Origin of the sequence: Nocardia sp. NPDC058518 (genome assembly GCF_042719655.1) — a bacterium.
Lineage (GTDB): Bacteria > Actinomycetota > Actinomycetes > Mycobacteriales > Mycobacteriaceae > Nocardia.
On sequence record NZ_JBHXNJ010000026.1, the window covers coordinates 20,753 to 44,315 of the forward strand.

Here is a 23,563-nt window from a genome sequence, read left to right on the forward strand (position 1 = left end):
GAGGGTGTTGTCTAGCTCCTATGACAGCAACCGTGGCGATCGGCGAGTTCGCCCGCCTCACCCTTCTGAGCGTCAAGACGCTGCGGTATTACCACGAGATCGAGCTACTCGCGCCTGCCTCGGTGGACGTCGGCACCGGCTATCGCCGATATTCCACCGACCAGGTGGAGCGCGCACACCTGATCCGGCGCCTGCGCGATCTGGACATGCCGCTCCCGGAGATTCGCACCGTGCTCGCCGCGGCCGATCCCGCCGAGCGCGACTCCGCGCTGCGGGCGCATCTGATCAGGATGGAGGCGGCGCTGGATCGCACCCGCGAGGTGGTGGTCTCGCTGCGCTCCCTGCTCACCGCACCCCCACCACCGATAGAGGTCGACTATCGAACAGAGCCCGCTTTCACGGCGCTCACGTTCACCAGCCAGGTCGAGCGCACTGCCATCGCCGACTGGTGTGGCATCGCGTTCGAGCAGTTGTACACGACGCTGATCGAGTCCGGCATCGCCCCGGGAGGTGCTGCGGGAGCGACCTATTCGAACGAATTCTTCACCGACGACAACGGCGCGGTCACCGCGTTCGTGCCGCTACCGCCCGGCGCGGAATTCGTCCCCACCGGCGGCTTCGCCGTTGTCGAATTCCCTGGCCGCCACTTCGCCGTGGCCGTTCACGACGGCCCGTTCGAAGACTTCGACCGCACCTATGGCGCGCTCGGCAGCCACGTCGCCGAGCACGGCGCCGCACTGCCCGACGAACCGGTCCGCGAGCGCTACCTCGTGGGACCGGATACCACCGATAACCCGGCCGACTACCGCACCGAAGTGTGCTGGCCGATCACCGAAGGAGAAATCTGATGACCATCGCCCTGGCCAACATCACCATGGACTGCCACAACGCCACCGCCCAGGCCGAGTTCTACGCGCAATTGCTCGACGTGCCCGTCGACCCGGAGGCGTCGCAGTTCTTCGCCACCGTCGGCAAATCCGCCGGCCACGCTCCGATCCTGATGTTCATCCAGGTCCCCGACAAGACCCCTGGCAAGAATGTGGTCCACCTGGATTTCCACACAGCCGAGTGGGCCGACTACATCGAGCGCGCGATCAGCCTGGGCGGCAAGCACATCGGCGACTTCGACGAGTACGGCATGCGGTGGACCACCCTCGCCGACCCCGAAGGAAACCTCTTCGACATCGGCAAGGACTGATCGACTACCGCGAACCGAGTTCAGGCCAGTTCGCGCGCGAGGTTGCCGAGCACCTCGGCCTGGATCTTCTTCAGGCCGAGCGGGGCGAAGATGCCCTCGAAGATGCCCGAGATGCCGCCCGCGCCCTTCCAGGTGGTCTCGACGGTGACCTTCGAGCCGGTGCCGTCGGGGGTGACGGTCCAGGTGTTGACCATGGTGGAGTTGGCGTCGCGTTCGGTGAGGACCGAATCCGCCACCGTCACGGTCGCGCGCACGTTGCGGGTGCGCTTCTCGGTGGCCTGCAGCGTCCACTCCACCACGGTGCCCGCGCCGTTACCGCCCTCGACAACCTTGTAGTCGCGGTAGTGCGAGGAAAGAATGCGCGGCCGGATCGTCTCGTAATCGCCGATCGCTGCGAGCGTGCGCTGCGGATCCGCGGCGACGACGATCGAACTGCTGGCGCTGACCTGTCCCACTGTTGACTCCTTGCTGGGGGTGTGGCGATATCTCGACCGGGTTACATCCTGCCCTGTCCCCCAGCGGTTCACCCGACCAGGTTGGGGCGGCGCGGGAACATGTGCGTGACATTTTGTCGCGGCGCGCAAGTATCCGGTGGCCCGGCGGACAGGGTCGTACTAGCGTCAAAGGGGTGGCAGTGAGTCTTTTGGGTAGGGCTGGTCACGAACCGGCCGCGCGCGAGTCCGGATATGCCGCGCATCGGGCGGGTGTGGAGCGACTGCTGGAAAGCTATCGCGCCATCCCACCCGGTGCCGTCGTCCGACTGGCGAAGAAGACATCGAACTTGTTCCGGGCCAGGGCGGCACCCACCGCGCCCGGCCTCGACGTGTCCGGCCTCTGGCAGGTGATCGCGGTAGACCCGCAAGCCCGCACGGCCGACGTCGCGGGCATGACCACCTATGAGGACCTGGTGGCGGCCACCCTCCCCTACGGGCTGGCGCCGCTGGTGGTGCCCCAGCTCAAGACCATCACCCTTGGCGGCGCGGTGACCGGCCTCGGCATCGAATCGACCTCGTTCCGCAACGGTCTACCCCACGAATCCGTGCTGGAAATGGACATTTTGACCGGCTCCGGCGAGATCGTCACGGCGACACCGACCGGCGAGCACGCCGACCTTTTCCACGGCTTCCCCAACTCCTACGGCACTCTCGGATACTCCGTCCGGCTCAAGATCGAGCTCGAACCCGTGCTGCCGTTCGTGGAACTGCGACACGTGCGCTTCCACGACCTGCGCGAACTGGAAGCCGAACTCGATCGGATCGTCATCGAACGCCGCTTCGACGGCGAGGACGTCGACTACCTCGACGGCGTGGTGTTCAGCGCGAACGAGAGCTACCTGACCCTCGGTCGCAAAACCGATGAACCGGGCCCGGTCAGCGACTACACCGGCATGGACATCTTCTACCGCTCCCTGCAACACGCCGACGGCGTGAAACGGGACCGGCTGACCATCCACGACTACCTGTGGCGCTGGGACACCGACTGGTTCTGGTGCTCACGCGCGTTCGGCGCCCAGAACCCGAAGATCCGCAGGCTCTGGCCGAAGTCGCGCCGCCGCAGCAGTTTCTACTGGAAACTGGTCGCGCTCGACCGCAAGTACCGCATCGACGACCGCAGGCAGGCCCGCAGGGGCAACCCCCCGCAGGAACGCGTCGTGCAGGACATCGAGGTGCCGGTGCAGCACACCGCCGACTTCGTCGAATGGTTCCTGCGGGAAATACCTATCGAGCCGATCTGGTTGTGCCCATTGCGCTTGCGTGCGCTCGACGACGCGCCGGCGACGGACGGTGCCCGTCCGTGGCCGCTGTATCCCCTCGAGCCACAGCGCACCTACGTCAATGTCGGATTCTGGTCGGCGGTGCCGGCCGAGCGAGGTCAACCGGAAGGGGCGGCCAACCGCGCCATCGAGAAGATCGTGTCCGCGTTCGACGGGCACAAGTCGCTCTACTCGGACTCCTACTACGACGAGGCCGAGTTCGCCGAGCTCTACGGCGGCGACACCTACACCGAACTGAAGACCCGTTACGACCCGGACCAACGACTGCTGAATCTGTATTCGAAGGCGGTGCAACGCAAGTGACGACATTCAAGGACCGATCCGAGGTATTGGCAGAGCTGGGGACCCGGCTCAACATCGCCGAGGTCGTCGAAAGCCTCGTAGACGGCGAGATTCCCGTGCGCCTGACCGCCTACGACGGCAGCGCGACCGGCCCGGAGGACGCGCCCTACACCCTCGAGATCAAGACCCCACGCGGCATCAACTACCTGGCGGGCGCCCCCGGCGACCTCGGGATGGCGCGGGCCTACATCGCGGGTGACATGATCGCCGAGGGGGTGCATCCCGGTGACCCGTACGACATCTTGAAAGCCATGCAGGACATGAAGTTCCACCGTCCTTCTGCATTGTCACTGGTCACCATCGCCCGCTCGCTCGGCTGGGAGCGGCTCAAGCCGATCGCACCTCCGCCGCAGGAAACGTTGCCGCGCTGGCGCCGGATCGCGCTGGAAGGCCTGCGCCACTCCAAGACTCGCGACGCGGAGGCGATCCACCACCACTACGACGTCTCCAACAAGTTCTACGAGTACGTCCTCGGCCCGTCGATGACCTACACCTGTGCGGTGTACGGCGATGAGAACTCGACGCTCGAGCAGGCGCAGGAGAACAAGTACCGCCTGATCTTCGAGAAGCTGCGCCTGAAGGAAGGCGACCGGCTGCTCGACATCGGCTGCGGCTGGGGCGGCATGGTTCGCTACGCGGCACGCCGCGGTGTGCGGGTGATCGGGGCGACCTTGTCGGCCGAACAGGCCGCCTGGGCGCAGCAGAAGATCGCCGAGGAAGGTCTCGGCGAGCTCGCCGAGGTCAGGCACAGCGACTACCGCGATATCCCCGAGGGCGAATTCGACGCCGTCTCCTCGATCGGCCTCACCGAGCACATCGGCGTGCACAACTACCCGTTCTACTTCGGCTACATCAAGGACAAGCTGCGGGTGGGCGGGCTGTTCCTCAATCACTGCATCACCCGCCACGACAACACCCGCACCACCAAGGCGGGCGACTTCATCGACCGCTACGTCTTCCCCGACGGTGAGCTGATCGGTTCCGGCCGCATCATCTCCGATATCCAGAATGTCGGCCTGGAAGTGCTGCACGAGGAGAACCTGCGCGAGCACTACGCGCTGACGCTGCACGAATGGTGCAAGAACCTGGTCACCAACTGGGACGCTGCCGTCGCCGAGGTCGGCGAGGGCACCGCGAAGGTGTGGGGGCTGTACATGGCGGGCTGTCGGCTCGGCTTCCAGCGCAACGTGATCCAGCTGCACCACGTGCTCGGTGTGAAGCTCGATTCGAACGGCACCTGGGATGTCCCGTTGCGCCCGTGGTGGCAGCCGTAGATCGCTGATCGCGGCCCGGGATTCCGGGCCGCGTCAGGCTAGTAGTTCGTCGAGGAAGTGACCGGGCAGCTCGCGCAGGATCGGATGCTCCTGCCCGTCATGGGATTGCGTGCGCAGCACGTGCAGCAGGCCGACCACACCCGGCCCCGCGTCCAGCAGCGGTCTGGTCCAGCCCAGTTCGGCGCAGGTGCGCAGGACCGGCAGCACCAGCCCGGTCGCTTCCCCGACCCACCCCGCCGACGCGAGGCACTCCGCGAGCAGCAGGGTCGCGTCCAATTCGGCGCGGGGACGGCCTTGGTCGAGCGTTTTCGCGTAGATCACCCTGGCGTGGCGGGCGGCGCGATCGTCGGCCCGCAGCCGCTGTTCGGCCAGCAGGATGCGGATCTCGGCGATGGCGCGCGCCTCGGTGATCAGCGCCGCGGCGCCCTTCTTGCGCCGCGCACCGTTTCCGGAGGTGTCGGGGACGAAGCCGTCCTCGCCGGTGGGGAATCCGAGCCTGGACCGCTCGGCCCGCACATGGGCGTCCAGGCGGGCCAACCCGTTCTCCGCGGCCACTCGCGCGCCTTCGTCCAGGCGCGCCGAGGCCGTGTACTGGTCGCCGAGCGCGGCCTTCACCCTGGCACCGATCACGAAGGTCGCGATCAGGAAGTCGACCGGACCGACCCGGGTGACCAGCTCATGGCTCTCGTCGAGCAGCCGATCGGCCAGTGCCAGATCACCACGGCGATAAGCCAATTCGCCGAGCAGCGCGGCCGCGATCCGGGCGGCGTCCGAGCGCGGCCCTGCCTTGGTCCGCGCGGTCTCGTAAGCCTGCTCGAACAAAGCGGTGGCAGCGGCGATGTCGAGTTGCTCGTAGGCGGCATCACCCAGCGCGCACAGGCCGAATACCGGACCGAGCGGGTCCTTCGACTGTGCGTGATAGTCGGCGGCCCAATCCTGCAGCTCGGTCACCGCGTCGAAGTCGAATTCGCACAGCCGGATGAACGACATCAGATTGGCGGCGGTCGACACCGTCCAGGCGGGCAGGTCGCCTGGTTCTTCCAATACGGCGGCCAGGGTGTCGGCCACCTCCGCGATGTCATCGTGCGCGACCCGGTCGGCGGCATCCAGCACCGTTGCCACGCAACGCTGTTCGGTCAGTTCCGGCGCACCGGGCGCGCTGCGGGCCAGCAGGTTCGACAGCCTGCCGAGCGCGTTGCGGGCGGTCCCGGTCTGCTGCATGTTCATGTTCGCCCTGGCCACCGCCATCAGCAGCTTCGACCGTGACGTCACCTGCTGCACGGGCAGTTTCGAAACGGTGCCGAGCAGGGTGGCGAGCCGGGAACCGTCGATCAGGTCCATGCCGCCGCTTTCGAGCAGGTCGGCGGCGAGTTTGAGGTCGGTCGCCGCCAGTGCGTGATCCACCGACTTGCGCAGCAATTGATGCTCGGCGTACCAGCGAGCGGCCTTGCGGTGCAGTGATTTCGAACGTCCGGGATGTTCGCGGTCCAGCCGGGCGCGCAGGTGCTCGGCGAACAGCGGTTGCATGCGATACCACTCCGGGTCGTGCTGGATCCGGTGCAGGAAGAGCTCACGCTGCTCGGCCTGTGCCAGCATCGCGGCACCATCGGCGACGTCGGCGAGCACCCCGGCCAGCGAACCGTTCACCCGCTCGACCACCGAGATCGCCATCAGGAACTCCAGTTGCTCCGGCGCCAGCGCGTCGAGCACGTTCTCGGCCAGGTACTCGCGCATCCCGTGCCCGCCCTCGGCGAGCGACGCGAGCAACTGCGCCGGGTCGGCCTTACCGCGCAGCGTCAGGCTCACCAGCTGGATCGCGGCGGGCCAGCCGTCGGTCGCGACGTGGATCTGCTCGACCTGCTCGTCGGTGAGCGCGAAACCGTTGCGTTCCACCAGGATCTGGCGGGTCTCCGATTCGGTGAGCCGCAGCGCGGCGGCGTCCAGCTCGACCAGTTCGTCGCGTACCCGCAACCGGCTGATCGGCAGGCCGGACTGATCGCGGCTGGTGATGACGAACCGCACATGGTGGCAGCCGTTGTCGAGCAGGGTCGCCATCGCCCGTTGCACGCCGGGGTCGCGCACGCGGTGCCAGTCGTCCACCACGACGACCACCGGTTGCCCGCTGGCGTGGATCTCATCGATCAGGGTGGCGATCACGTAGGCGACGGCGTCGGCGGGACGCTCCTCCAGCACCTGCTCGAGGCCGGCGCCGACATCGGGGCGCACCCGGCGGATGGCTTGGATGAGGTGGGCGAGGAACCAGATCTCGCTGTCGTCGTCCTGGTCGACACCCAGCCAGGCCACCGGAATATCGCGGGTGGCCAGATCCGCGCGCCACTGTGTGGCGACGGTGCTCTTGCCGAAACCGGCGGGCGCGTGGATCAGGGCGAGTCGGCGCTCGCCGCCCTCGCGCAACACGTCGAGCAGGCGCTGGCGGGGGAAGGGCTCGCGCGCGGGCGTGGGCGGGCGGAATTTGGTGGCGGCGGTCGGCGGCAGGGTGCCGGTCGTCGTGCTCGGCATGGGTACCGAGGCACCGGCGGGCTGCAAGGTCAGCGGCCAGCTGCGGCGGCCGGTGACCGATTTCAGGACCTCCGGTGTGTCGTCGGTGGTCTCCTCGGCGTCGAGCAGCGCCATTTCGTCGGGCATCTGGCCGTGTGCGCGCTGGACATCGCGCAGCAGTTCGCCGAATTCGTAGGCCGAGGCCGGACGGTCGGCAGGCTCGGGCGACATCGCCCGTTCGATCACCTCGGCCACGTCACCGGGGATGTCCTGGGCACGCAGGTCGGGGACGTTCTGGGTGGTGATGCGCAGGAATTGGGCGACCACCTTCTCCCCCGCGTGGCGCTCGAACGCGGCGTGGCCGGTGAGCAGGGCGAACAGGGTCGCGCCGAGGCCGTAGATATCAGACCGCACGGTCGGTTCGTTGCCCTTGAGCACCTCCGGCGCGGTGAACGCGGGCGAGCCGGTGATCAGGCTGCTCGAGGTCTGGAATCCGCCGGGGATGCGGGCGATACCGAAGTCGGTGAGTTGCGGTTCGCCGTAGCCGCTGATCAGCACGTTCGCCGGTTTCACATCCCGGTGCAGGATGCCCGCCCGATGTGCCGACTCGATCGCCGCCGCCAGCTTCACCCCGGCCCGCAAGGTATCCGACCAGGTCAGCGGGCCGCGATCGTGGATCAGGCGTTCGAGTGAGCCACGCGAGCAGTACGGCATCACGATCAGCGGCAGCCCGGTCTCGGTCACGTCGACCTGCAGGATGTCGACGATATTCGGGTGACCCGACAGCCTGCCCATCGCCTGTTCCTCGCGCAGGAACCGTTCCCGGCTCTCCACATCGATCTCCGAGGACAGCACCTTCACCGCGACCACTCGATCCAGCGCGGGTTGCAAGGCCCGGTACACCACGCCGAACCCGCCGCGCCCGATCTCCTTGGCTCCGGTGAGCCCCATGGCATCGAGTTCGGCGATCACGGCCTCGTCGGGCACCCCCGGCGCCATCGTCCGCTGCGTATTCAGCCCTACCGGAGCCGCCTCGGCCAGCCCGCGCTGCATACGCGTCTGCTCCGGATCCATGTGACCACCTCTCACCATCGGCGTCACCGGCGTTTCGGTCGGCATGCGGGGCCGTCACCGACATCACCGCACATATCCAAGCTAGCGCGATCCGGCGTCTATCGGGTGGAGATTCGACGCTGTGGCGGCAACGGTTGTCCGAACTGGAATTCAGCGCACCGCGAGCGCGATCAGCTGAGTGCGCTGCTCGGACGCGAAGTTGTTGTCCGCGACCAGCACCAACGTGCGCTCACCCGAAGGCAGGCGCGGACCCCACGTGATCGCCTCGATGTTGTCGACCGCCTCGATCCCGAGCTCGGCGAGGTCGGCGACCAGCCGCTTCGTCACCGGACGAGCACCCGCGACCGGCGCGTCGAGCACATTGCTCGCGGCCGCTGTGTCGATCTCGAAGATCCGCACCCGATTTCCCACACCCTTGGCGAAAGCCCGTTCGACCACCAGGAATCGAGTCGGATCGAGGGTGTCGTCGGCGAGGATCGCGGTCACGCCGTTGCTCGCCTGCCCCGCCTCCGGCCGCGATTCGGCGAATACCGGCTCCAACGGATACGCGTACTGCGCCAGCACCGGTCCGAACCTGGCCTGCACGGTGATCCGGGTCGTCGCCCCCGCCGTCGTGGTCGCGCCCGGCCCGTCCTGGAGGAGCGGTCCTTCCATCGCGGTCACGAACAACGCCCCACCGGCCGCGAACGTCGCCCCTTCGAGCGCCTGATTCTGCCGAGGTCCCGAATCGGCGCGCATGCGTTCGTTTTCCGGAATCGGCAACTCCGCGACGAACCCGCCGTCCGGGCGAGCCACCCGCACCGACGGATCGGCGAGCACCCCACCAGCGCGTTCGCCCTCCTGCGTCCAGAAGTAGTCGCCCGTCCACGGATCAACCCGAATATCCTCCGGATCCACCGATTTCGGCGAATACACACCACCATCGGGGCGCAGCAGCGGCTTCGTTCCGACGAAGTTCACGGGACCGATCCCGTTCGCCCCCAACGGGATTCGAGCCGTGTATATCCGAGCGGGTCCCTTCTCGGACCGGTCGTCGCTGATCAGTACGAATTCCCCACTGCCGGAAAGGTAGTCAATCCCCGACAACCCACCGACCACCGTCCCGCCGAATTCGAAATCGTGCGCGACTACGTGCTCCCCCAACACACGCACGCCACCCACCGCAGCCGTCGCGTCCGGCACCGCGCCCCCCGCGACGACAATTCCCAGAACCACTGCAGCCACGCGACGTCCCATGAACGACAAGCTATCCACCCCACCACACCCCCAGGTGAACACCACCCGAACTATCGGTCACTGCCCAACGGGTCAGTAATGTCGAGGGTGGGCGGGCTCGGAGCGCGCCGGGGATGACGAGGGGGAGTTGGTTATGACGTATCCGTCGGGGCAGCAGGATCCGGCACCTTGGGGGCAACCGCAGGAGTACGGTGCCGCCGGTCCGAAGCCGTATGCGCAGGAGATCGCGCCGCTCGGACCGCCACCGAAGTCGAACGCGGGGTGGATCGTTGTCGCGCTGGTGGTGATCGCCGGCTTGGCCATCGGTGCCGGGCTGCTCGTGTCGGCCGGTCGGGAGGGGGTTGCGGGTACCGCGGTGGCCGCGTCCGCGAATGCTCCGGCTACTTCCACCACGGCCGCGAAACCGACGACGACTACCAAGCCGAAGCCCAAGGCCGGGGCGAAGTTGAGTTATGCCGACTATGAGAGGCCGTGGAACTTCAAGCTCGGCGAGGTCGAGATGAAGGCCGACTGGGTGGAAGGGCGCGATCACGACAATTGCGCCGCGGTCGAGAAGGACGGGAAGCTCACCGGGCTCGGGTGCCAGTACGCGGTCGAAATGCTGCTCTCGGCCGAGGCCGGAGCAGTGAAGCTGACCCAGTTCGTGCTGGCGATGCCGGACGCGGCGGCGGCTGAAGCGGCGGCCGACAAGATCGAGCAAAAGGATCTGAAAGTGCGCCCCGCGGGCATGATCGACGACTTCGAGACCGGCAAATGGAAGGCCGGGGCATCGAAGGAATTCGTGGTGATCACGCTCGTGACCGCGACGGCGGCTGTCGATTCGACCCTCGTCGAGAAGTATCTGCGGTACCGCCACGGCGACATCGTCGGGGCGCTCGCCTTCCGCTAGGGGCCTTGCTACCTACCCCGAATGCGCGAAGAATTGGATCCTCGATGGGCGCGGCCGTGGGCCGTGCTGGCCTCCACTCGGTGGACCACGACATGACCGCTCATCACCCGAGCAGAAGCGAGATGTCATGTCCGCGCTGGTACGTATGAGTTTCGACGCGCCCGAGGAAACCCGGCCGTTCGAGCAAGGTAAAGGTCGTCTCGACCTGGTCAATGTCGAAGGCGGTCCGGTCGGCCGCGCTGTCTTCGAACCGGGTTGGCGGTGGAGCGACCACGTGAAGCCGATCGCGGGCACCGACAGCTGCCAAGCCCCACACATCGGCTACTGCCTGTCCGGACGGCTCGTGGTCGAGATGGATGACGGTGAAAGACAGGAATTCGGCCCCGGCGATGTCATGATCGTCGCCCCCGGCCATGACGCATGGACCGTCGGTGACGAGCCGTGCGTGATGCTCGACTGGCAGGGCTTCGCCGACTACGCCAAACGCTGACAACGAAGAACGCCCGCCATCTCGGTGAGGTGGCGGGCGTCGGCGATCCGGTGCGAACCGGAACTACCTACTTACTTGCGCAGCGAGGCCGGGACCTCGAAACGCGGGCCGAACTTCGCGGCCAGCTCGTCTGCGCGGGCCACGAAGGCCTCCTGGCCACCGGGGTAGCCGACGATGAACTGGTGCGAGCCACCCGACCAGGCCGGGAAGCCGATGCCGAAGATCGAGCCGATGTTCGCGTCGGCGGTGCTGGTGAGCACGCCTTCGTCGAAGCACTTCTGGGTCTCGATGGACTCGGCGAACATCATCCGGTCCTTGAGGTCCTGGAAGGTGACACCCTCCGGGAGCTCACGGCTCGAGTTGAAGATCTCACGCAGGTCGTCCCACAGGCCGGTGGCCTTGCCGTCGACGTACTCGTAGAAGCCCGCACCGCCCAGCTTGCCCTTGCGGTCGTACTTGTCGACCAGGGTGTTGAGGACCTCGGCGGTCTTCGCGGAGGCCGCGTTCAGCTCGCCACCGGCGGCGAGGATGGCCGCCTGGGTCTCCTTGTAGATCTTCTGCATGGTGGTGAAGTTCAGCTCGTCGCTGAGCTTCAGCGGCGCGGCCGGGTAGCCCGCCTGCAGACCGGCCTGCTCGACGGTGGCCGGGTCGACACCCTCGGCGACCATAGAGATGGCCTCGTTGATGAAGGTACCGATCACGCGCGAGGTGAAGAAGCCACGGCTGTCGTTGACGACGATCGGGGTCTTCTTGATGGCGAGGGTGTAGTCGTACACCCGGGCCAGCGCCTCGTCGGAGGTCTTCTCGCCCTTGATGATCTCCACCAGCGGCATCTTGTCCACGGGGGAGAAGAAGTGGATACCGATGAAGTCCTCGGAGCGCTTCACACCGTCGGCCAGCAGGGTGATCGGCAGGGTCGAGGTGTTCGAGCCGAGCAGGGCATCGGCGTCGACGATGTCCTCGATCTCCTGGAAGACCTTGTTCTTGAGGTCCGGGTTCTCGAACACGGCCTCGATCACGAAGTCGACGCCCTTGAAGTCGGCGGCGTCCGCGGTCGGGGTGATGCGAGCCAGCAGCGCGTCGGACTTCTCCTGGGTGGTCTTGCCACGCGAGAGCGCCTTGGCCTCGATGGCCTCCGCGTAGCCCTTGCCCTTGACGGCGTTGGCGAGCTCGACGTCCTTGAGGACGACGTCGTAGCCTGCCTTGGCGGAGACGTAGGCGATGCCCGCGCCCATCATGCCCGCGCCGACGACGCCGATCTTCTTGATGTCGCGCTTGGGCACATCTTCGACCGACGGACGCGAGCCGCCACCGTTGATGTGGTTGAGGTCGAAGAAGAACGCCTGGATCATGTTCTTCGCGACCGGACCGGTCAGCAGGCTCGTGAAGTAACGGCCCTCGATGGTCAGCGCGTTGTCGATGTCGACCTGCGCGCCCTCGACCGCGGCGGCCATGATGGCCCGCGGCGCCGGCATGTTGGTGCCCTTGATCTGCTTGCGCAGGTTGGCCGGGAACGCGGGCAGGTTCGCCGCGAAGGCCGGGGTGGACGGGGTGCCGCCGGGGATCCGGTAGCCCTTCTTGTCCCACGGCTGGGCCGCTTCGGGGTTGGCCGCGATCCACACCTTGGCGGCGGGGATGAGCTCCTCGACAGTGGCGACGACCTCGTCGATCAGGCCGATTTCCTTGGCCTTGGTGACGCGGTGACGCTGACCCTGCAGCAGCACCTGCATCAGCGCGTTCTGCAGGCCGAGCATGCGCACGGTGCGGGTCACGCCGCCGCCACCGGGCAGCAGGCCGAGGGAGACCTCGGGCAGGCCGATGGCCGAACCCTTGACGTCGGCCGCGATGCGGTAGTGGGTGGCCAGCGCGATCTCCAGGCCGCCACCGAGGGCAGCACCGTTGATGGCGGCGACGACCGGCTTGCCGAGCTGCTCGAGGCGACGCAGCGGTGCCTTGACGTCGGTGACCATCTGCACGACCTCGGCCGCGTTGTCCGGGCCGACCTTCATCATGTTCTTCAGATCGCCGCCGGCGAAGAAGGTCTTCTTGCCCGAGGTGAGGATGACACCGGTGATGTCGTCCTTCTCCGCCTCGAGCCGATCCACGGTGGCGTTCATCGACGCGAGGTACGCGTCGTTCATGGTGTTGGCGCCCTGGCTGGGGTCGTCGATAGTGAGGACGACCACGCCGTCGGCGTCCTTCTCCCAGCCGATGATGTTGTCAGTCATAGTTTTTCGTTCTCTCCTATGAGAAGTGAAAGTCGGCCGGAGCTCAGACGCGCTCGATGATGGTGGCAACGCCCATACCGCCACCGATGCACAGGGTGATCAGGCCGTAGCGCGCGTTGCGACGCTCCAGCTCGTCGAGCACCGTGCCGGTGATCATCGCGCCGGTGGCACCCAGCGGGTGGCCCATCGCGATCGCGCCACCGTTGACGTTCAGCTTCTCGTCCGGGACGTTGAGGTCCTTCTGGAACTTCAGCACCACGGAGGCGAACGCCTCGTTGATCTCGACGAGGTCCATGTCCTCGATCGTCAGGCCTGCCTTGGCCAGAGCCTTCTTCGCGGCCGGGGTCGGGCCGGTCAGCATGATGGTCGAGTCGGCACCGGAGGTGGCGGTCGCGACGACGCGGGCACGGGGGGTCAGGCCGGAGCCCTTGCCCGCTTCCTCGTTGCCGATCAGCAGCAGGGCGGCGCCGTCGACGATGCCCGAGCTGTTGCCACCGTGGTGGACGTGGTTGATCTTCTCGATGTAGGTGAACTTCTGCAGCGCGACGGCGTCGAAGCCACCCATCTCACCGATGCCGGCGAAGGAGGGGTTCAGCTTGCCCAGGTCGGCGGCGGTGGTGCCGGGACGCATGTGCTCGTCGTTGTCGAGCACGACGAGGCCGTTCTGGTCCTTGACCGGAACGATCGACTTGGCGAAGTAACCACCGGTGGTCGCGGCGGCAGCCAGCTCCTGCGAGCGCACGGCGTAGGCGTCGACGTCATCGCGGGAGAAGCCCTCGATGGTGGCGATCAGGTCGGCCGAGACGCCCTGGGGCACGAAGTAGCCGTCGTAGTTGGTAGCCGGGTCGAGCGCCCACGGTCCACCGTCGGAGCCCATCGGAACACGCGACATCGACTCGACGCCACCGGCGATGACGAGGTCGTCGAAGCCGGAGCGAACCTTCTGCGCAGCCAGGTTCACGGCCTCGAGGCCGGAAGCACAGAAGCGGTTCAGCTGGAAGCCGCCGACGGTGTCGGGGAGCCCGGCGATGGTGGCCGCGGTGCGGGCGATATCCATGCCCTGGTCACCGACCGGGGTGACGACGCCGAGGATCAGGTCAGAGATCTGGTCCTCGTCGAGGTTCGGGAAGCGGCCACGCAGCTCCTGGATCAGACCAACAGTCAGATCGATCGGCTTGACCGAGTGCAGCGAGCCGTTCTTCTTGCCGCGGCCGCGCGGAGTGCGGATGGCCTCGTAGATGTAGGCCTCTGTGGTCATATCGGAGTGTTTCCTTCCTTGGGGTGCGGTGGCCGCACGAACGCCATGACCGATCGCCTCGGCGCCGTACAAATCCCGGCAAGCACCAGCGGAGCATAGAACCATGCTCATCCGGTGATCCCGGCCACCCGTTCATACTACCGTGGTGTGCGAACTCCGGTTAACTTAACGCGGTACGGACGGTGGCTGTCAACCATCCAGACTCTTTGCTCCGAACTGTTCACGTAGCAACGCCAGAGCGACCTCGTCCGGGTCTTGACGGTCGCCGGGAGCCACCGGCACCGCGGCGGCGGCCAGCATCTCCCGTTCTTCCTCGGGGGTCGGCGGGGCGAGCACGGCGGCACTGCGCGCGGAATCGGCGCCGGAGCGGGACTCGGACCCGTCGTCCGGGCCGGGGTCATCGGGTAAGTCGGGGAAATCGGGCGGTGGAATGTCATCGTCGGACGGCCGGTTCGCCCGGTTCGGCGACTGGTTGCCCGCCGCCTGACTCGGCCGCGAGAACTTCGGCCGCCCCGCGGGCTTGCTCTCCGGACTTCCCGTCCCCCGTGCCGCCCCGGTCTTGGCGGCGGGCGCGGGTCGCGGCGCCGGGGCTCCGGTCTCCCAGCGCACATCCAGTTCACGCCCGAGCACGGCCCGCACCGCCGAACGCACCGCATCGATATTGCGCGGATCGGACAACCGCTGCGCCAACGGCGCACTCTGATGCGCGAAAACGATCACGTCACCGTCCACCCGCGACACCGCAGCCCCCGACAACAACGCCTGCAATGTGGCACCGAACTCCCGCACCCGGCCCTTGATCTCCGGCCATGCGGCGTCGACGATGCCGACCAGATCCTCGGTGGGCGCCGGTGGCTGCGCCTCGCTGACCTGCGACTGCACGGGTGCGGCCTCGAGCGGCGACCGCGCATCGGCGTCAGCCGGCTCGGGCTCCGGCTGAGCCGGCGAATCCGCCTGGGGTGCTACCGCTTCCGGTGCCGGTTCGACCTCAGCGGGGCGCGAGCCGGTTTCGGTCGGCGACCCAGAGAACTGCCCAGGGCCAGAGCTTTCCGATCGAACGCGCGCGCCGGACTGCGCGGAGCTGCCCGTTTCGGCCGGGGGAACATCGGCCGCAAGTCGTTGGGGGCCAACATTTCCCGAAGGAATACCGCCGACACCTGGCCCGGAATCGACTGGTGGTGCGGCGGACTGCGCGACTGACACAGGCGGTGCGGACTGCGCCACAGGCACAGGCGGTGCGGACTGCGCGGGCGGCTCGGACACAGGCCGGGCCTGCACGGGCGGCGCTGACTGCGTGGGTACGGGTGGCGTGGCGGGCGCCGGTGGTGCGGGCTCAGCGAGCGGCGCAGGCTCGGTCGGCGTGACGCTCGGGGTGGGAACTGTGGGAGCCGGGGTTTTCTGTTCCGCGACAACGGGGCTCGCGGCGACGGGTGACGGCGAACCGCCAGTCGCGGCTTCCTTCTCGGCGCGGGCGGCGGCGAGCAGTTCCGCGCCGCGACGGCCGCTCGACGGGGGTGCGGACGGACGTTGCGCAGGTGGCTCACCTGCGGCGGGGCCGGGACGGGCCGGAGCGGGAACAGATCCACCGGCGAATCCGCGTTCCAGGCGCTCCAGCCGTTGCAGGGTCGCCGACTCGGTGTCGGAGACCGAGGGCAGGAGCATGCGGGCGCAGATCACTTCGAGGAGCAGGCGCGGGGCGGTGGCGCCGCGCATCTCCCCGAGGCCCTCGTGCAGGAGTTCGGCGTAGCGGGTGAGGGTGGCGGGGCCGAGGCGTTCGGCCTGGTCGCGCATCCGTTCCATCACGTCGCCGGGGCCGGAGACCAGACCGCGGTCGGCGGCGTCGGGGACCGCACGCAGCAGGATCAGGTCGCGCAGGCGTTCGAGCAGGTCGACGGCGAAACGGCGCGGGTCGTGGCCCGCTTCCATCACCTGGTCGACGGTGTTGAACAGTGCCGCGCCGTCATCGGCGGCCAGCGCGTCGATGGCGTCGTCGATCAGCGCCACATCGGTGACGCCGAGCAGCGAGACCGCGCGCGGGTAGGTGACACCGTCGGGTCCGGCACCAGCGAGCAGTTGGTCGAGCACGCTCAGGCTGTCGCGCGGTGAACCACCACCGGCACGGATGACCAGCGGATACACCGCCTCCTCCACCGGCACGTGCTCCTGCTCGCAGATCTTGCCGAGCAGTCCGCGCATGGTGGCGGGTGGCAGCAGACGGAACGGATAGTGGTGCGTGCGTGAGCGAATCGTCGGCAGCACCTTGTCCGGCTCGGTGGTGGCGAAGATGAAGATCAGGTGGGCGGGCGGTTCCTCGACGATCTTGAGCAGCGCGTTGAAACCGGCCGTGGTGACCATGTGCGCCTCGTCGACGATGAACACGCGATAGCGCGACTCGGCGGGCGCGTAGAACGCGCGATCGCGCAGCTCGCGGGTGTCGTCGACACCACCGTGGCTGGCCGCGTCGAGCTCGATGACGTCGAGATTGCCCGACCCGCCCGGTCCGAGCGCCACACACGACGAGCAGGTACCGCACGGCGTCGAGGTAGGTCCGTCCACGCAGTTCAGTGAGCGCGCGAGGATGCGAGCGGACGAGGTCTTACCGCAGCCACGCGGCCCGGAGAACAGGTACGCGTGGCTGATCCGTCCGGTATCCAGCGCCGTACTCAGCGGGTCGGTGACGTGCTCCTGACCCACTACTTCCGCGAATGTCGCCGGTCGATACTTCCGGTACAGAGCCACGACCCACAGGCTACCGAGAGCATCCGACAGGGTTTATCGGCGGCTGGCACTGCGCGGTAACGCGGTAACGAAGCGATGACCACGTTGTGATGCAAATCACATTGAATTGCGCGGTATGAAGCGTAGCAGCAAAGCGGTCCGGCAGGTGCAACAGCCGAGCTATCGACTGCCATCCGAGCGGCGAATCCGCCATCGACCAATCCGTCGATCCTGGTTACACCGGAAATACGAACCTATTCCCTGGTTGACGGCCTCTTACTGGATGTAACGAAACCATGAACGGTCGTGACAGTGGCGCAAGTGTCTGGCTACCGTGGGTCTCGGCAACTTCGGTGGCCAAACCTTCATCAGGTTGGTGACCCCGGCCGGTCCCTCATCCCGACCGGGGCACAACCTTCGCGCACCGATCGCTCCCCCACCGCACCGACCGGAGGAACGTTTCACCGTGCTGTCGTGTGATGACATCGCAACCGCCTGGCTGGCCCACACCGACTTCGCCGGCGACAACGCCGCGGTCGGGCTACTGAGCCGGGCGATCAGCCCACAAGACTTCGACATCAAACGCGACTCGTTACCCGTCGCGGCCGCGGCCGACCCGGCGACCGCCGACGCCATCCTGCAACTGCTCGAACGCGGGCAGGTACCCACGATGGCGGCCATCCGCACGCTCACCGCGCAGAACGAGATGCGCCGCGAGGCCGAGCGGATCGAGCGGCTCGGCCGTCGTGCCCAGCGCAGCATCGACGAGTTCGGCCGCATCCTCGCCCGCCTCGCCGCCGCGCACTGGACCGACCACAATATCGGGCCCACCAGGCGCGACATCCTCGCCGATACCGAGGTCTGCGAGCTCATCGCCGAACGGGTTGGCGAGATCGCGCCGTCGGCGGTCAAGCATCTGTGGCTGATCGAACGGGCGCAGCGCGCCGGCTGGATCGCCTCGAACGCCAGCCCGGGTTCGCTGTGCCCGGCCCGGCGCTGGCATACCGCGAAGTACGGCAATCGGGTCTCGCAGAAGCCGGTCAACATGGTCGGCAAGCTGGTCGCAGGCTTCGTCGTGGAACACACCGCCGACCGGGGCAAGCCGCCGAGCTGGGCGGTGCTCGCCCGCGACGCGCGCGACGATCGCGGCCGCCGCCTGTTCTTCGACGTGGCCGACGCGCATGCCCAGCGCCGCTGGCTCACCACCGCCGAATGGCTCGCGGACGGCGATGACCTGCCCGTTCCCGGCAAGCGCGGCGCGCGGGCACTGGCCAAGGAAAACCGGGCCTAGCGCCGCCACCCGCGGTGAGTGTTCGGTAACTTTCTCGCAACGCATTCACGCGTGAAAGGAGTTACCGTGCCCGCAACGATCGACCCCGCGGCCACCGCCTGGCTGCTCGCGGCTACCGCCATGGTGCTGTTGATGACGCCCGCACTGGCCGTCTTCTACGGCGGGATGGTGCGCTCGACCGGCGTGCTGAACATGCTGATGATGAGCTTCATCGCGATCCCGCTGGTCACCGTGGTCTGGCTGGTCGCCGGCTACAGCCTGGCCTTCGGCGACGACGCGGGCGGTGGCCTGATCGGCAATCTCGAGCACCTCGGGCTGGCCGGGATCAACCCTGACTCCGTCCGCGGCACCATCCCGGAGCTGCTGTTCGTCACCTTTCAGCTGACGTTCGCCATCCTGACCGCGGCCCTAGTCTCAGGCGCCATCGCCGACCGCGCCAAGTTCGCGGGCTGGATGGTGTTCGTTCCGCTGTGGACGCTGGCGGTGTACGCGCCGATCGCGCACTGGGTGTGGGGACCCGACGGCTGGCTGCTGAACTTCGGCGCGCTCGACTACGCGGGCGGCCTGGTGGTCGAGATCGCCTCCGGTGCTTCGGCCTTGGCCTTGGCGCTGGTTCTCGGGCCGCGGATCGGTTTCAACATCGACGCGATGCGTCCGCACAACCTGCCGTTCGTGCTGCTCGGCGCCGGTCTGCTGTGGTTCGGCTGGTTCGGTTTCAACGCGGGTTCCGCGCTGGGCGCCACCGGTGCCGCGGCGGCGGTCTTCCTGAACACCCTGGTCGCGGGCAGCCTCGGCATGCTCGGCTGGCTCCTCGTCGAACAGCTCCGCGACGGTAGGCCGACCACCTTCGGCGCGGCCTCAGGTGTGGTGGCCGGCCTGGTCGCGATCACCCCGTCCTGCGGCGTGGTGAACACCTTCGGCGCGGTGATCGTCGGCCTGGCCGCCGGTGTGGTGTGTGCGTTCGCGGTCGGCTGGAAACACAAAGCGGGCTACGACGATTCGCTCGACGTGGTCGGCGTGCACTTCGTCGGCGGCATCGTCGGCACGATCCTGATCGGCCTGCTGGCCACCCAGGTGATGACCGGCGGCGTGAACGGCCTGTTCTACGGCGGCGGCTTCGCCCAGCTCGGCAAGCAACTCGTGGCGGTACTCGTGGTCGCGGCCTACGCCTTCGCGGTCTCGTGGGTGCTCGGCAAGGGCATCGACAAGATCATCGGCTTCCGCGTGAGTAAGGAAGACGAAACAGCGGGCATCGACTTCGCCCTCCACGCCGAAACCGCCTATGCGGAAGGCGTTCACGGCTCTTCTCCTCGCCGCTTCGGCGAAGGCCACTACGGCAGCTAGCTGACCTCGTCGGCTGGTGCCAGCCAGGTGTTGCATTGGAAGTTGCGGTTCTTCGTGTAGCCCTGGTTGTACCAATTGCCGTTGTGGTCCGAGGTGCCGTGATCGCGGTGGCGGCCGGGGCCGTCACCGCGGTTGTAGTTGTGCTTCACCGCGGCGTAGCCCTCCTGCGAGGTCCACGACCCACCCGCTTCCGACGAACCGATGTACATGCCGCCGAAACAGCTGGCCTGCAACTCCATTCGACGTGAGGTCTCCAACCCGCCCGCCGATATCGCGCCCTGCTCACGGCGCTGATTCGACGAGGCCTGCATCAAGCCGGTGATGCCCTGGATGTGGTGACCGTATTCGTGGGCGTACACCGACAGCGCTTCCATCGGCGGGTACGGGGTGTTGTTCAGGACCAAGCCAGCCGTCGACATGTAGATGGTGCTAGAGGCACTGCAATAGAACGCGTCGCTGGTGGAGCCGCCGCACGGCGACGACAGCTGCGAAGGCTGTTCCGCGACAACCAGACCCGGGCTCTTGAACGGCAGATTCGCGGCGGCGAGATTCGACCGCCACATCTGATCGAGGCAGACCTGCGCCGCCGCGAAGAAGGCCTTGGCCACCGCCGCGTTGGTCGACCAGCGCGGCAGATCGCAGTCCATGTTCGTCAGGCCCGCGTCGTCGTTCTTGAACAGCGGATGCTGGCCGAGGGCGATAACGGGTTGCGGGCCCGCGGGTTTGGTCGTTGTCGGCGCCGTGGTGCGCGCGGTGGTCGTGGCTCGCGCCGACGTCGGATTCGTGGTCGGCACCGGCGAATTCGAGCTGTAGGTGAAACTCGGCGGCGTCGTCTTCGCGACCGAGCCCGGCGAGCTCTGATCGGACAGGGTCACCGCGGCAACCAGCAACCCGATGACCCCGAACACGGTCAACACCGTCAACACGGCACCGACCGCTCCCGATCCACCACGACGTGGCGGCGGATACCCCTGCGGCGCATAGCCGTACGGCGGCGGCAACGGCCGCCCGTAGGGCGGCGGCAACGGGCGCTGGTACTGCGGGGCGGGATATCCGTAGGGCTGCTGCTGCGGATACCCAGGCGGGCCGTAAGGCCCATAGGGCCCGTAGCCGGGCGGTTGTGACATCAGTTCACTTCGCTCGCGGATACCGTGAAGGTGTTGCACAGGGCGGTGAGGTTGCGGTCGAGCCCGGTTTCGAACCACTGGCCGCCGTGCTCGGCGGTGCCGTGGTCGCGCATGTCGCCGGGACCGTCACCACGGCCATAGGAATCCTTGGTGGCGACCGTGACCTGCGACGAGGTCAGCGAGCCGCCGCCCTTCGAGGAGGCGATGAACATGCCGTCGAAACAGTTGGCCTGCAACTCGACTCGGCGCGAGAGCTCCAGGCCCTTGGCCGAGCGGGCGCCCGCGTCGACGCGCTCGCTGTTGGCCTTGCGCAGGATGCCCGACTGGGCCTGCACGTGGTGGCCGTACTCGTGCGCGAACACCGACAGGTACACGACCCAGTTGTCGCGGAACTGATCGGTCTGCAGCTGGCTGATCGGCATGTAGATGGTCTTGTTCGCCGGGCAGTAGAAGGCGGCGAAGTTGCTCGTCGATCCGGTGCACGGGGTGGAGATGCCGTCGGTGGTGGCGGTGATGCTGAGCGTCGGCGACTCGAAGGGCAGATTGTTCTCCGCCAGTAGCGGTTTCCACGCCGATTCGAGGCACGTCGCGGCCGATTCGAAGAAGGCGCGTGCCTTGTCGACCTGGGTGCTCCACGGCGCGTAATTGCACGATGCCGGGACCAGGGTGCCGTCGGAGTCGGTGAGCAGTGGGTTGTCGCCGGTCGCGGCGGGCGCGGTACCGGGCTGCGGGGTGTAGGTGGTGGTGGGTTTGGGGCCGATCGCGCCGATGCCGAGGTCTACACCGGTGTTGACGGCGTATTTCACCAGGCCACCGACCAGCAGGAAGATGACCACGAGGATTGCCGAGGTGAAGCCACCACCGCGCTTACGCGGCGGCGGAGTCGGCCTGCCCGGCGGGCCGTAGGGCATGGGCGGCGGGCGATATCCCGGCGGCGGACCATACGCCGGACGCTGCCCGTAACCCTGTGGATAACCCTGAGGCTGTGGATAACCCGGCTGCCCGTATCCCGGTTGTGGCCGATATCCCGGGGGCGGACCATAGCCGGGGGGCGGTGGAACCGGTCGTCCACCTGGGCCGTTCGGCCCATAACCGTACGGTGGTTGAGTCACTCCCCCGTACCCCCCTCGTCTCATGAGTCATCGACAGCCGCTGACGCAGAATAGCAAGCTGTCTAGAGTAAGCACCCATGCTGACTTTTCGGGGGGGCGCCGCTGGCGCGCTGCTGCTCGCTGCGGCGGGTTTGCTCGTGGCCGCGCCGGTAGCCCACACGCAGCCCGAGACCACCGGTGTTTCGATCACCGCCGACCTCACGCTCACCGAAACCGGTGTGCTCGAGGTCATCGAAACCGTCGCGGTGCCCGCCGATGGAAATTTCACGATGTCGCTGCCGCTGCGCCTGAAGGTCGGTGACGATGTCGAGCGGGTCTTCAAGGTCACCGATGTGACCGCGACCGGTGCGGGTACCGCGACCACTGTGAACGACCAGTTCGTCGTCGAGGCCAAGCCCGGCGAATCGAAGTTCACGTATACGGTGCACAACACCGTCTCCGACATGCCCGGCACACAGGTGTTCCACTGGCTGGGCGTGCTCAACGCCGACATCGCTGTGCTCGACGTCTCGGTGATCAGCCCGAGTTTCCAAATGGGCATCGTGGACTGCAAACTCGGCTCCGCGGGCAATGCCAAGCCGTGCGCCGATGTCCACACCGAACCCGACGGCGTGCTCTACCTGCACCAGACGAACCTGCGCAAGGGCGATGCCATCGACCTCACCTTGCAGATGCCCCCCGGCACCGTGCCCGCGAATGCCGATGTGCGCGGCGGAGGTACGGGTCCGTTCGCTTTCACCACGCCCGTGCTCGCCGCATTCGGCGCTTTCCTGCTGGCCTTGGCCGGCATGGTCGCCTACGTGCTGCTGGCACGAAAGCGCGCCGCCGCCGCGATCGCCGGCAGCGATGCCTTCGATCCGCTGATCCAGCAGGGCGGCCGCGTCGAGTTCACCTCCCCCGATGGTGTGCTCCCCGGCGAGGCGGGCCTGATCATCGACGAACACGCCGACCCGGTCGACATCGCCGCCACCGTCGTCGATCTCGCCGTCCGGCGCTACCTGTGGATCACCCCGGTGAACGCGCGCGGCGAAGACGATTGGCGTATCAGCCGCGTCAACGCCCCCGACGACCAGTTGCGCGATTACGAACGCACCGTCTACGACATGCTGCTCCCCGAGGGCACCGACGCTGTCGCCGTCCGCGAACTGCGCGCCCCCGGCCGACTGCACCTGGACCCGATCCGCGCCGCCATGCGCAACGACGCGGTCGCCACCGGTGCCTTCGCCGACCCGAAGCAGCGTGCCCTCCCCCGCTGGATCGGCGCCGCCCTGATCGCCCTCGGGCTGATCATCACCGTCGCACTCGCACTGACCGCGGGCCACGCTCTGGTAGGCGTAGCCATCGCTCTGGCAGGCGGCGCGGCGATGCTGCTGCCCAACTACCTCCCCACCCGAACTCCCCTCGGCGACACCGTCGCAGGCCGGATCCGCGCCATGCACCGCGGCCTCGACACCGTCACCCGCGACCGCATCCCCCCGATCGACCAGGAAACGATCTTCTCCCGCGCCCTCCCCTACACGGTGATCAGCGGCCGAGCGGACAACTGGATCCGCACCTTCCGCGACATGAACCCCGCAGCCGACTCACAACCGGGCCTCTACTGGTTCGCCGGCTACGACCGAGACCCCAACCTCCACCGCTTCGCCGCCCAATTCCCCTTCTTCATCACAGCTCTGGAAGGCGCTTTCAACCCGCGTTGATCCGCGTAC

The 23,563-nt window shown here is 67.5% G+C and carries 17 protein-coding genes; 9 read left to right on the forward strand and 8 right to left on the reverse strand.

Annotated elements, in window-relative coordinates:
- The first annotated feature begins 20 nt into the window (after positions 1-20).
- Entirely contained in the window at positions 21-848 is an 828-nt protein-coding gene (locus tag ACFWPX_RS31815; RefSeq protein WP_378931694.1) for a MerR family transcriptional regulator, read from the forward strand.
- Positions 848-1,198: a VOC family protein gene (locus ACFWPX_RS31820; RefSeq protein WP_378931696.1), complete on the forward strand. Its 351-nt coding sequence runs from the start codon at positions 848-850 to the stop codon at positions 1,196-1,198. Before ACFWPX_RS31815 ends, ACFWPX_RS31820 begins: the two co-directional genes overlap by 1 nt.
- Positions 1,199-1,218: 20 nt before the next feature.
- Here the strand turns inward: ACFWPX_RS31820 and ACFWPX_RS31825 are convergent, their stop codons facing one another.
- A complete protein-coding gene (locus tag ACFWPX_RS31825; RefSeq protein ID WP_378931698.1) occupies positions 1,219-1,653 on the reverse strand; it encodes an SRPBCC family protein in 435 nt (144 codons plus the stop codon).
- 179 nt (positions 1,654-1,832) lie between these two features.
- On the opposite strand from ACFWPX_RS31825, the gene ACFWPX_RS31830 reads away from it, so the two are divergent.
- Together ACFWPX_RS31830 and ACFWPX_RS31835 are read left to right on the forward strand one after the other, a co-directional pair.
- On the forward strand, positions 1,833-3,275 hold the full coding sequence (locus tag ACFWPX_RS31830) for an FAD-binding oxidoreductase (RefSeq protein WP_378931700.1): 1,443 nt from the start codon (positions 1,833-1,835) through the stop codon (positions 3,273-3,275).
- Positions 3,272-4,588, forward strand: a complete 1,317-nt coding sequence (locus ACFWPX_RS31835) for a class I SAM-dependent methyltransferase (RefSeq protein WP_378915231.1) — start codon at positions 3,272-3,274, stop codon at positions 4,586-4,588. Before ACFWPX_RS31830 ends, ACFWPX_RS31835 begins: the two co-directional genes overlap by 4 nt.
- Positions 4,589-4,621: 33 nt before the next feature.
- Here ACFWPX_RS31835 and ACFWPX_RS31840 read toward each other — a convergent pair whose 3' ends face one another.
- A complete protein-coding gene (locus ACFWPX_RS31840) occupies positions 4,622-8,161 on the reverse strand; it encodes a protein kinase (RefSeq protein WP_378931702.1) in 3,540 nt (1,179 codons plus the stop codon).
- A 150-nt stretch (positions 8,162-8,311) separates the two neighbouring features.
- Positions 8,312-9,385: an esterase-like activity of phytase family protein gene (locus ACFWPX_RS31845; RefSeq protein WP_378931704.1), complete on the reverse strand. Its 1,074-nt coding sequence runs from the start codon at positions 9,383-9,385 to the stop codon at positions 8,312-8,314.
- Positions 9,386-9,530: 145 nt separating this feature from the next.
- Between ACFWPX_RS31845 and ACFWPX_RS31850 the strand changes: the two genes are divergently transcribed.
- Together ACFWPX_RS31850 and ACFWPX_RS31855 are read left to right on the forward strand one after the other, a co-directional pair.
- On the forward strand, positions 9,531-10,286 hold the full coding sequence (locus tag ACFWPX_RS31850) for a hypothetical protein (RefSeq protein ID WP_378931706.1): 756 nt from the start codon (positions 9,531-9,533) through the stop codon (positions 10,284-10,286).
- A gap of 127 nt (positions 10,287-10,413) precedes the next feature.
- A complete protein-coding gene (locus ACFWPX_RS31855) occupies positions 10,414-10,776 on the forward strand; it encodes a cupin domain-containing protein (RefSeq protein WP_378931708.1) in 363 nt (120 codons plus the stop codon).
- 71 nt (positions 10,777-10,847) lie between these two features.
- Here the strand turns inward: ACFWPX_RS31855 and ACFWPX_RS31860 are convergent, their stop codons facing one another.
- From ACFWPX_RS31860 to ACFWPX_RS31870, 3 genes are all read right to left on the reverse strand, one after another.
- The gene (locus ACFWPX_RS31860; protein WP_378931710.1) at positions 10,848-13,004 is read right to left on the reverse strand and encodes a 3-hydroxyacyl-CoA dehydrogenase NAD-binding domain-containing protein; all 2,157 of its coding nucleotides are present in this window, start codon (positions 13,002-13,004) and stop codon (positions 10,848-10,850) included.
- Between the two features lie 43 nt (positions 13,005-13,047).
- The gene (locus ACFWPX_RS31865) at positions 13,048-14,262 is read right to left on the reverse strand and encodes an acetyl-CoA C-acetyltransferase (protein WP_378915219.1); all 1,215 of its coding nucleotides are present in this window, start codon (positions 14,260-14,262) and stop codon (positions 13,048-13,050) included.
- A gap of 189 nt (positions 14,263-14,451) precedes the next feature.
- The gene (locus ACFWPX_RS31870; protein ID WP_378931712.1) at positions 14,452-17,001 is read right to left on the reverse strand and encodes a DNA polymerase III subunit gamma and tau; all 2,550 of its coding nucleotides are present in this window, start codon (positions 16,999-17,001) and stop codon (positions 14,452-14,454) included.
- 445 nt (positions 17,002-17,446) lie between these two features.
- Here ACFWPX_RS31870 and ACFWPX_RS31875 point away from each other — a divergent pair, with 445 nt between their 5' ends.
- Complete coding sequence (locus ACFWPX_RS31875; RefSeq protein WP_378915216.1) at positions 17,447-18,271, forward strand: hypothetical protein; 825 nt, start codon at positions 17,447-17,449, stop codon at positions 18,269-18,271.
- 66 nt (positions 18,272-18,337) lie between these two features.
- Positions 18,338-19,615 (forward strand): ammonium transporter, encoded by a 1,278-nt coding sequence (locus tag ACFWPX_RS31880; RefSeq protein WP_378915214.1) that lies wholly within the window; start codon positions 18,338-18,340, stop codon positions 19,613-19,615.
- Here ACFWPX_RS31880 and ACFWPX_RS31885 read toward each other — a convergent pair.
- Positions 19,612-20,742 (reverse strand): neutral zinc metallopeptidase, encoded by a 1,131-nt coding sequence (locus tag ACFWPX_RS31885; RefSeq protein ID WP_378931714.1) that lies wholly within the window; start codon positions 20,740-20,742, stop codon positions 19,612-19,614. The two genes, ACFWPX_RS31880 and ACFWPX_RS31885, sit on opposite strands and share 4 nt — an antisense overlap.
- The gene (locus ACFWPX_RS31890; RefSeq protein ID WP_378931716.1) at positions 20,742-21,653 is read right to left on the reverse strand and encodes a neutral zinc metallopeptidase; all 912 of its coding nucleotides are present in this window, start codon (positions 21,651-21,653) and stop codon (positions 20,742-20,744) included. The genes ACFWPX_RS31885 and ACFWPX_RS31890 overlap by 1 nt, the downstream gene beginning before the upstream one ends.
- 278 nt (positions 21,654-21,931) lie before the next feature.
- On the opposite strand from ACFWPX_RS31890, the gene ACFWPX_RS31895 reads away from it, so the two are divergent.
- Entirely contained in the window at positions 21,932-23,554 is a 1,623-nt protein-coding gene (locus ACFWPX_RS31895; RefSeq protein ID WP_378915208.1) for a DUF2207 family protein, read from the forward strand.
- The last annotated feature ends 9 nt before the right edge of the window (positions 23,555-23,563 follow it).

Coding starts and splice junctions, on each gene's coding strand:
- ACFWPX_RS31815 (WP_378931694.1), top strand. CDS start 21: ATGACAGCAACCGTGGCGATCGGCGAGTTCGCCCGCCTCACCCTTCTG.
- ACFWPX_RS31820 (WP_378931696.1), top strand. CDS start 848: ATGACCATCGCCCTGGCCAACATCACCATGGACTGCCACAACGCCACC.
- ACFWPX_RS31840 (WP_378931702.1), bottom strand. CDS start 8,161: ATGGATCCGGAGCAGACGCGTATGCAGCGCGGGCTGGCCGAGGCGGCT.
- ACFWPX_RS31850 (WP_378931706.1), top strand. CDS start 9,531: ATGACGTATCCGTCGGGGCAGCAGGATCCGGCACCTTGGGGGCAACCG.
- ACFWPX_RS31855 (WP_378931708.1), top strand. CDS start 10,414: ATGTCCGCGCTGGTACGTATGAGTTTCGACGCGCCCGAGGAAACCCGG.
- ACFWPX_RS31860 (WP_378931710.1), bottom strand. CDS start 13,004: ATGACTGACAACATCATCGGCTGGGAGAAGGACGCCGACGGCGTGGTC.
- ACFWPX_RS31865 (WP_378915219.1), bottom strand. CDS start 14,262: ATGACCACAGAGGCCTACATCTACGAGGCCATCCGCACTCCGCGCGGC.
- ACFWPX_RS31885 (WP_378931714.1), bottom strand. CDS start 20,742: ATGTCACAACCGCCCGGCTACGGGCCCTATGGGCCTTACGGCCCGCCT.
- ACFWPX_RS31890 (WP_378931716.1), bottom strand. CDS start 21,653: ATGCCCTACGGCCCGCCGGGCAGGCCGACTCCGCCGCCGCGTAAGCGC.
- ACFWPX_RS31895 (WP_378915208.1), top strand. CDS start 21,932: ATGCTGACTTTTCGGGGGGGCGCCGCTGGCGCGCTGCTGCTCGCTGCG.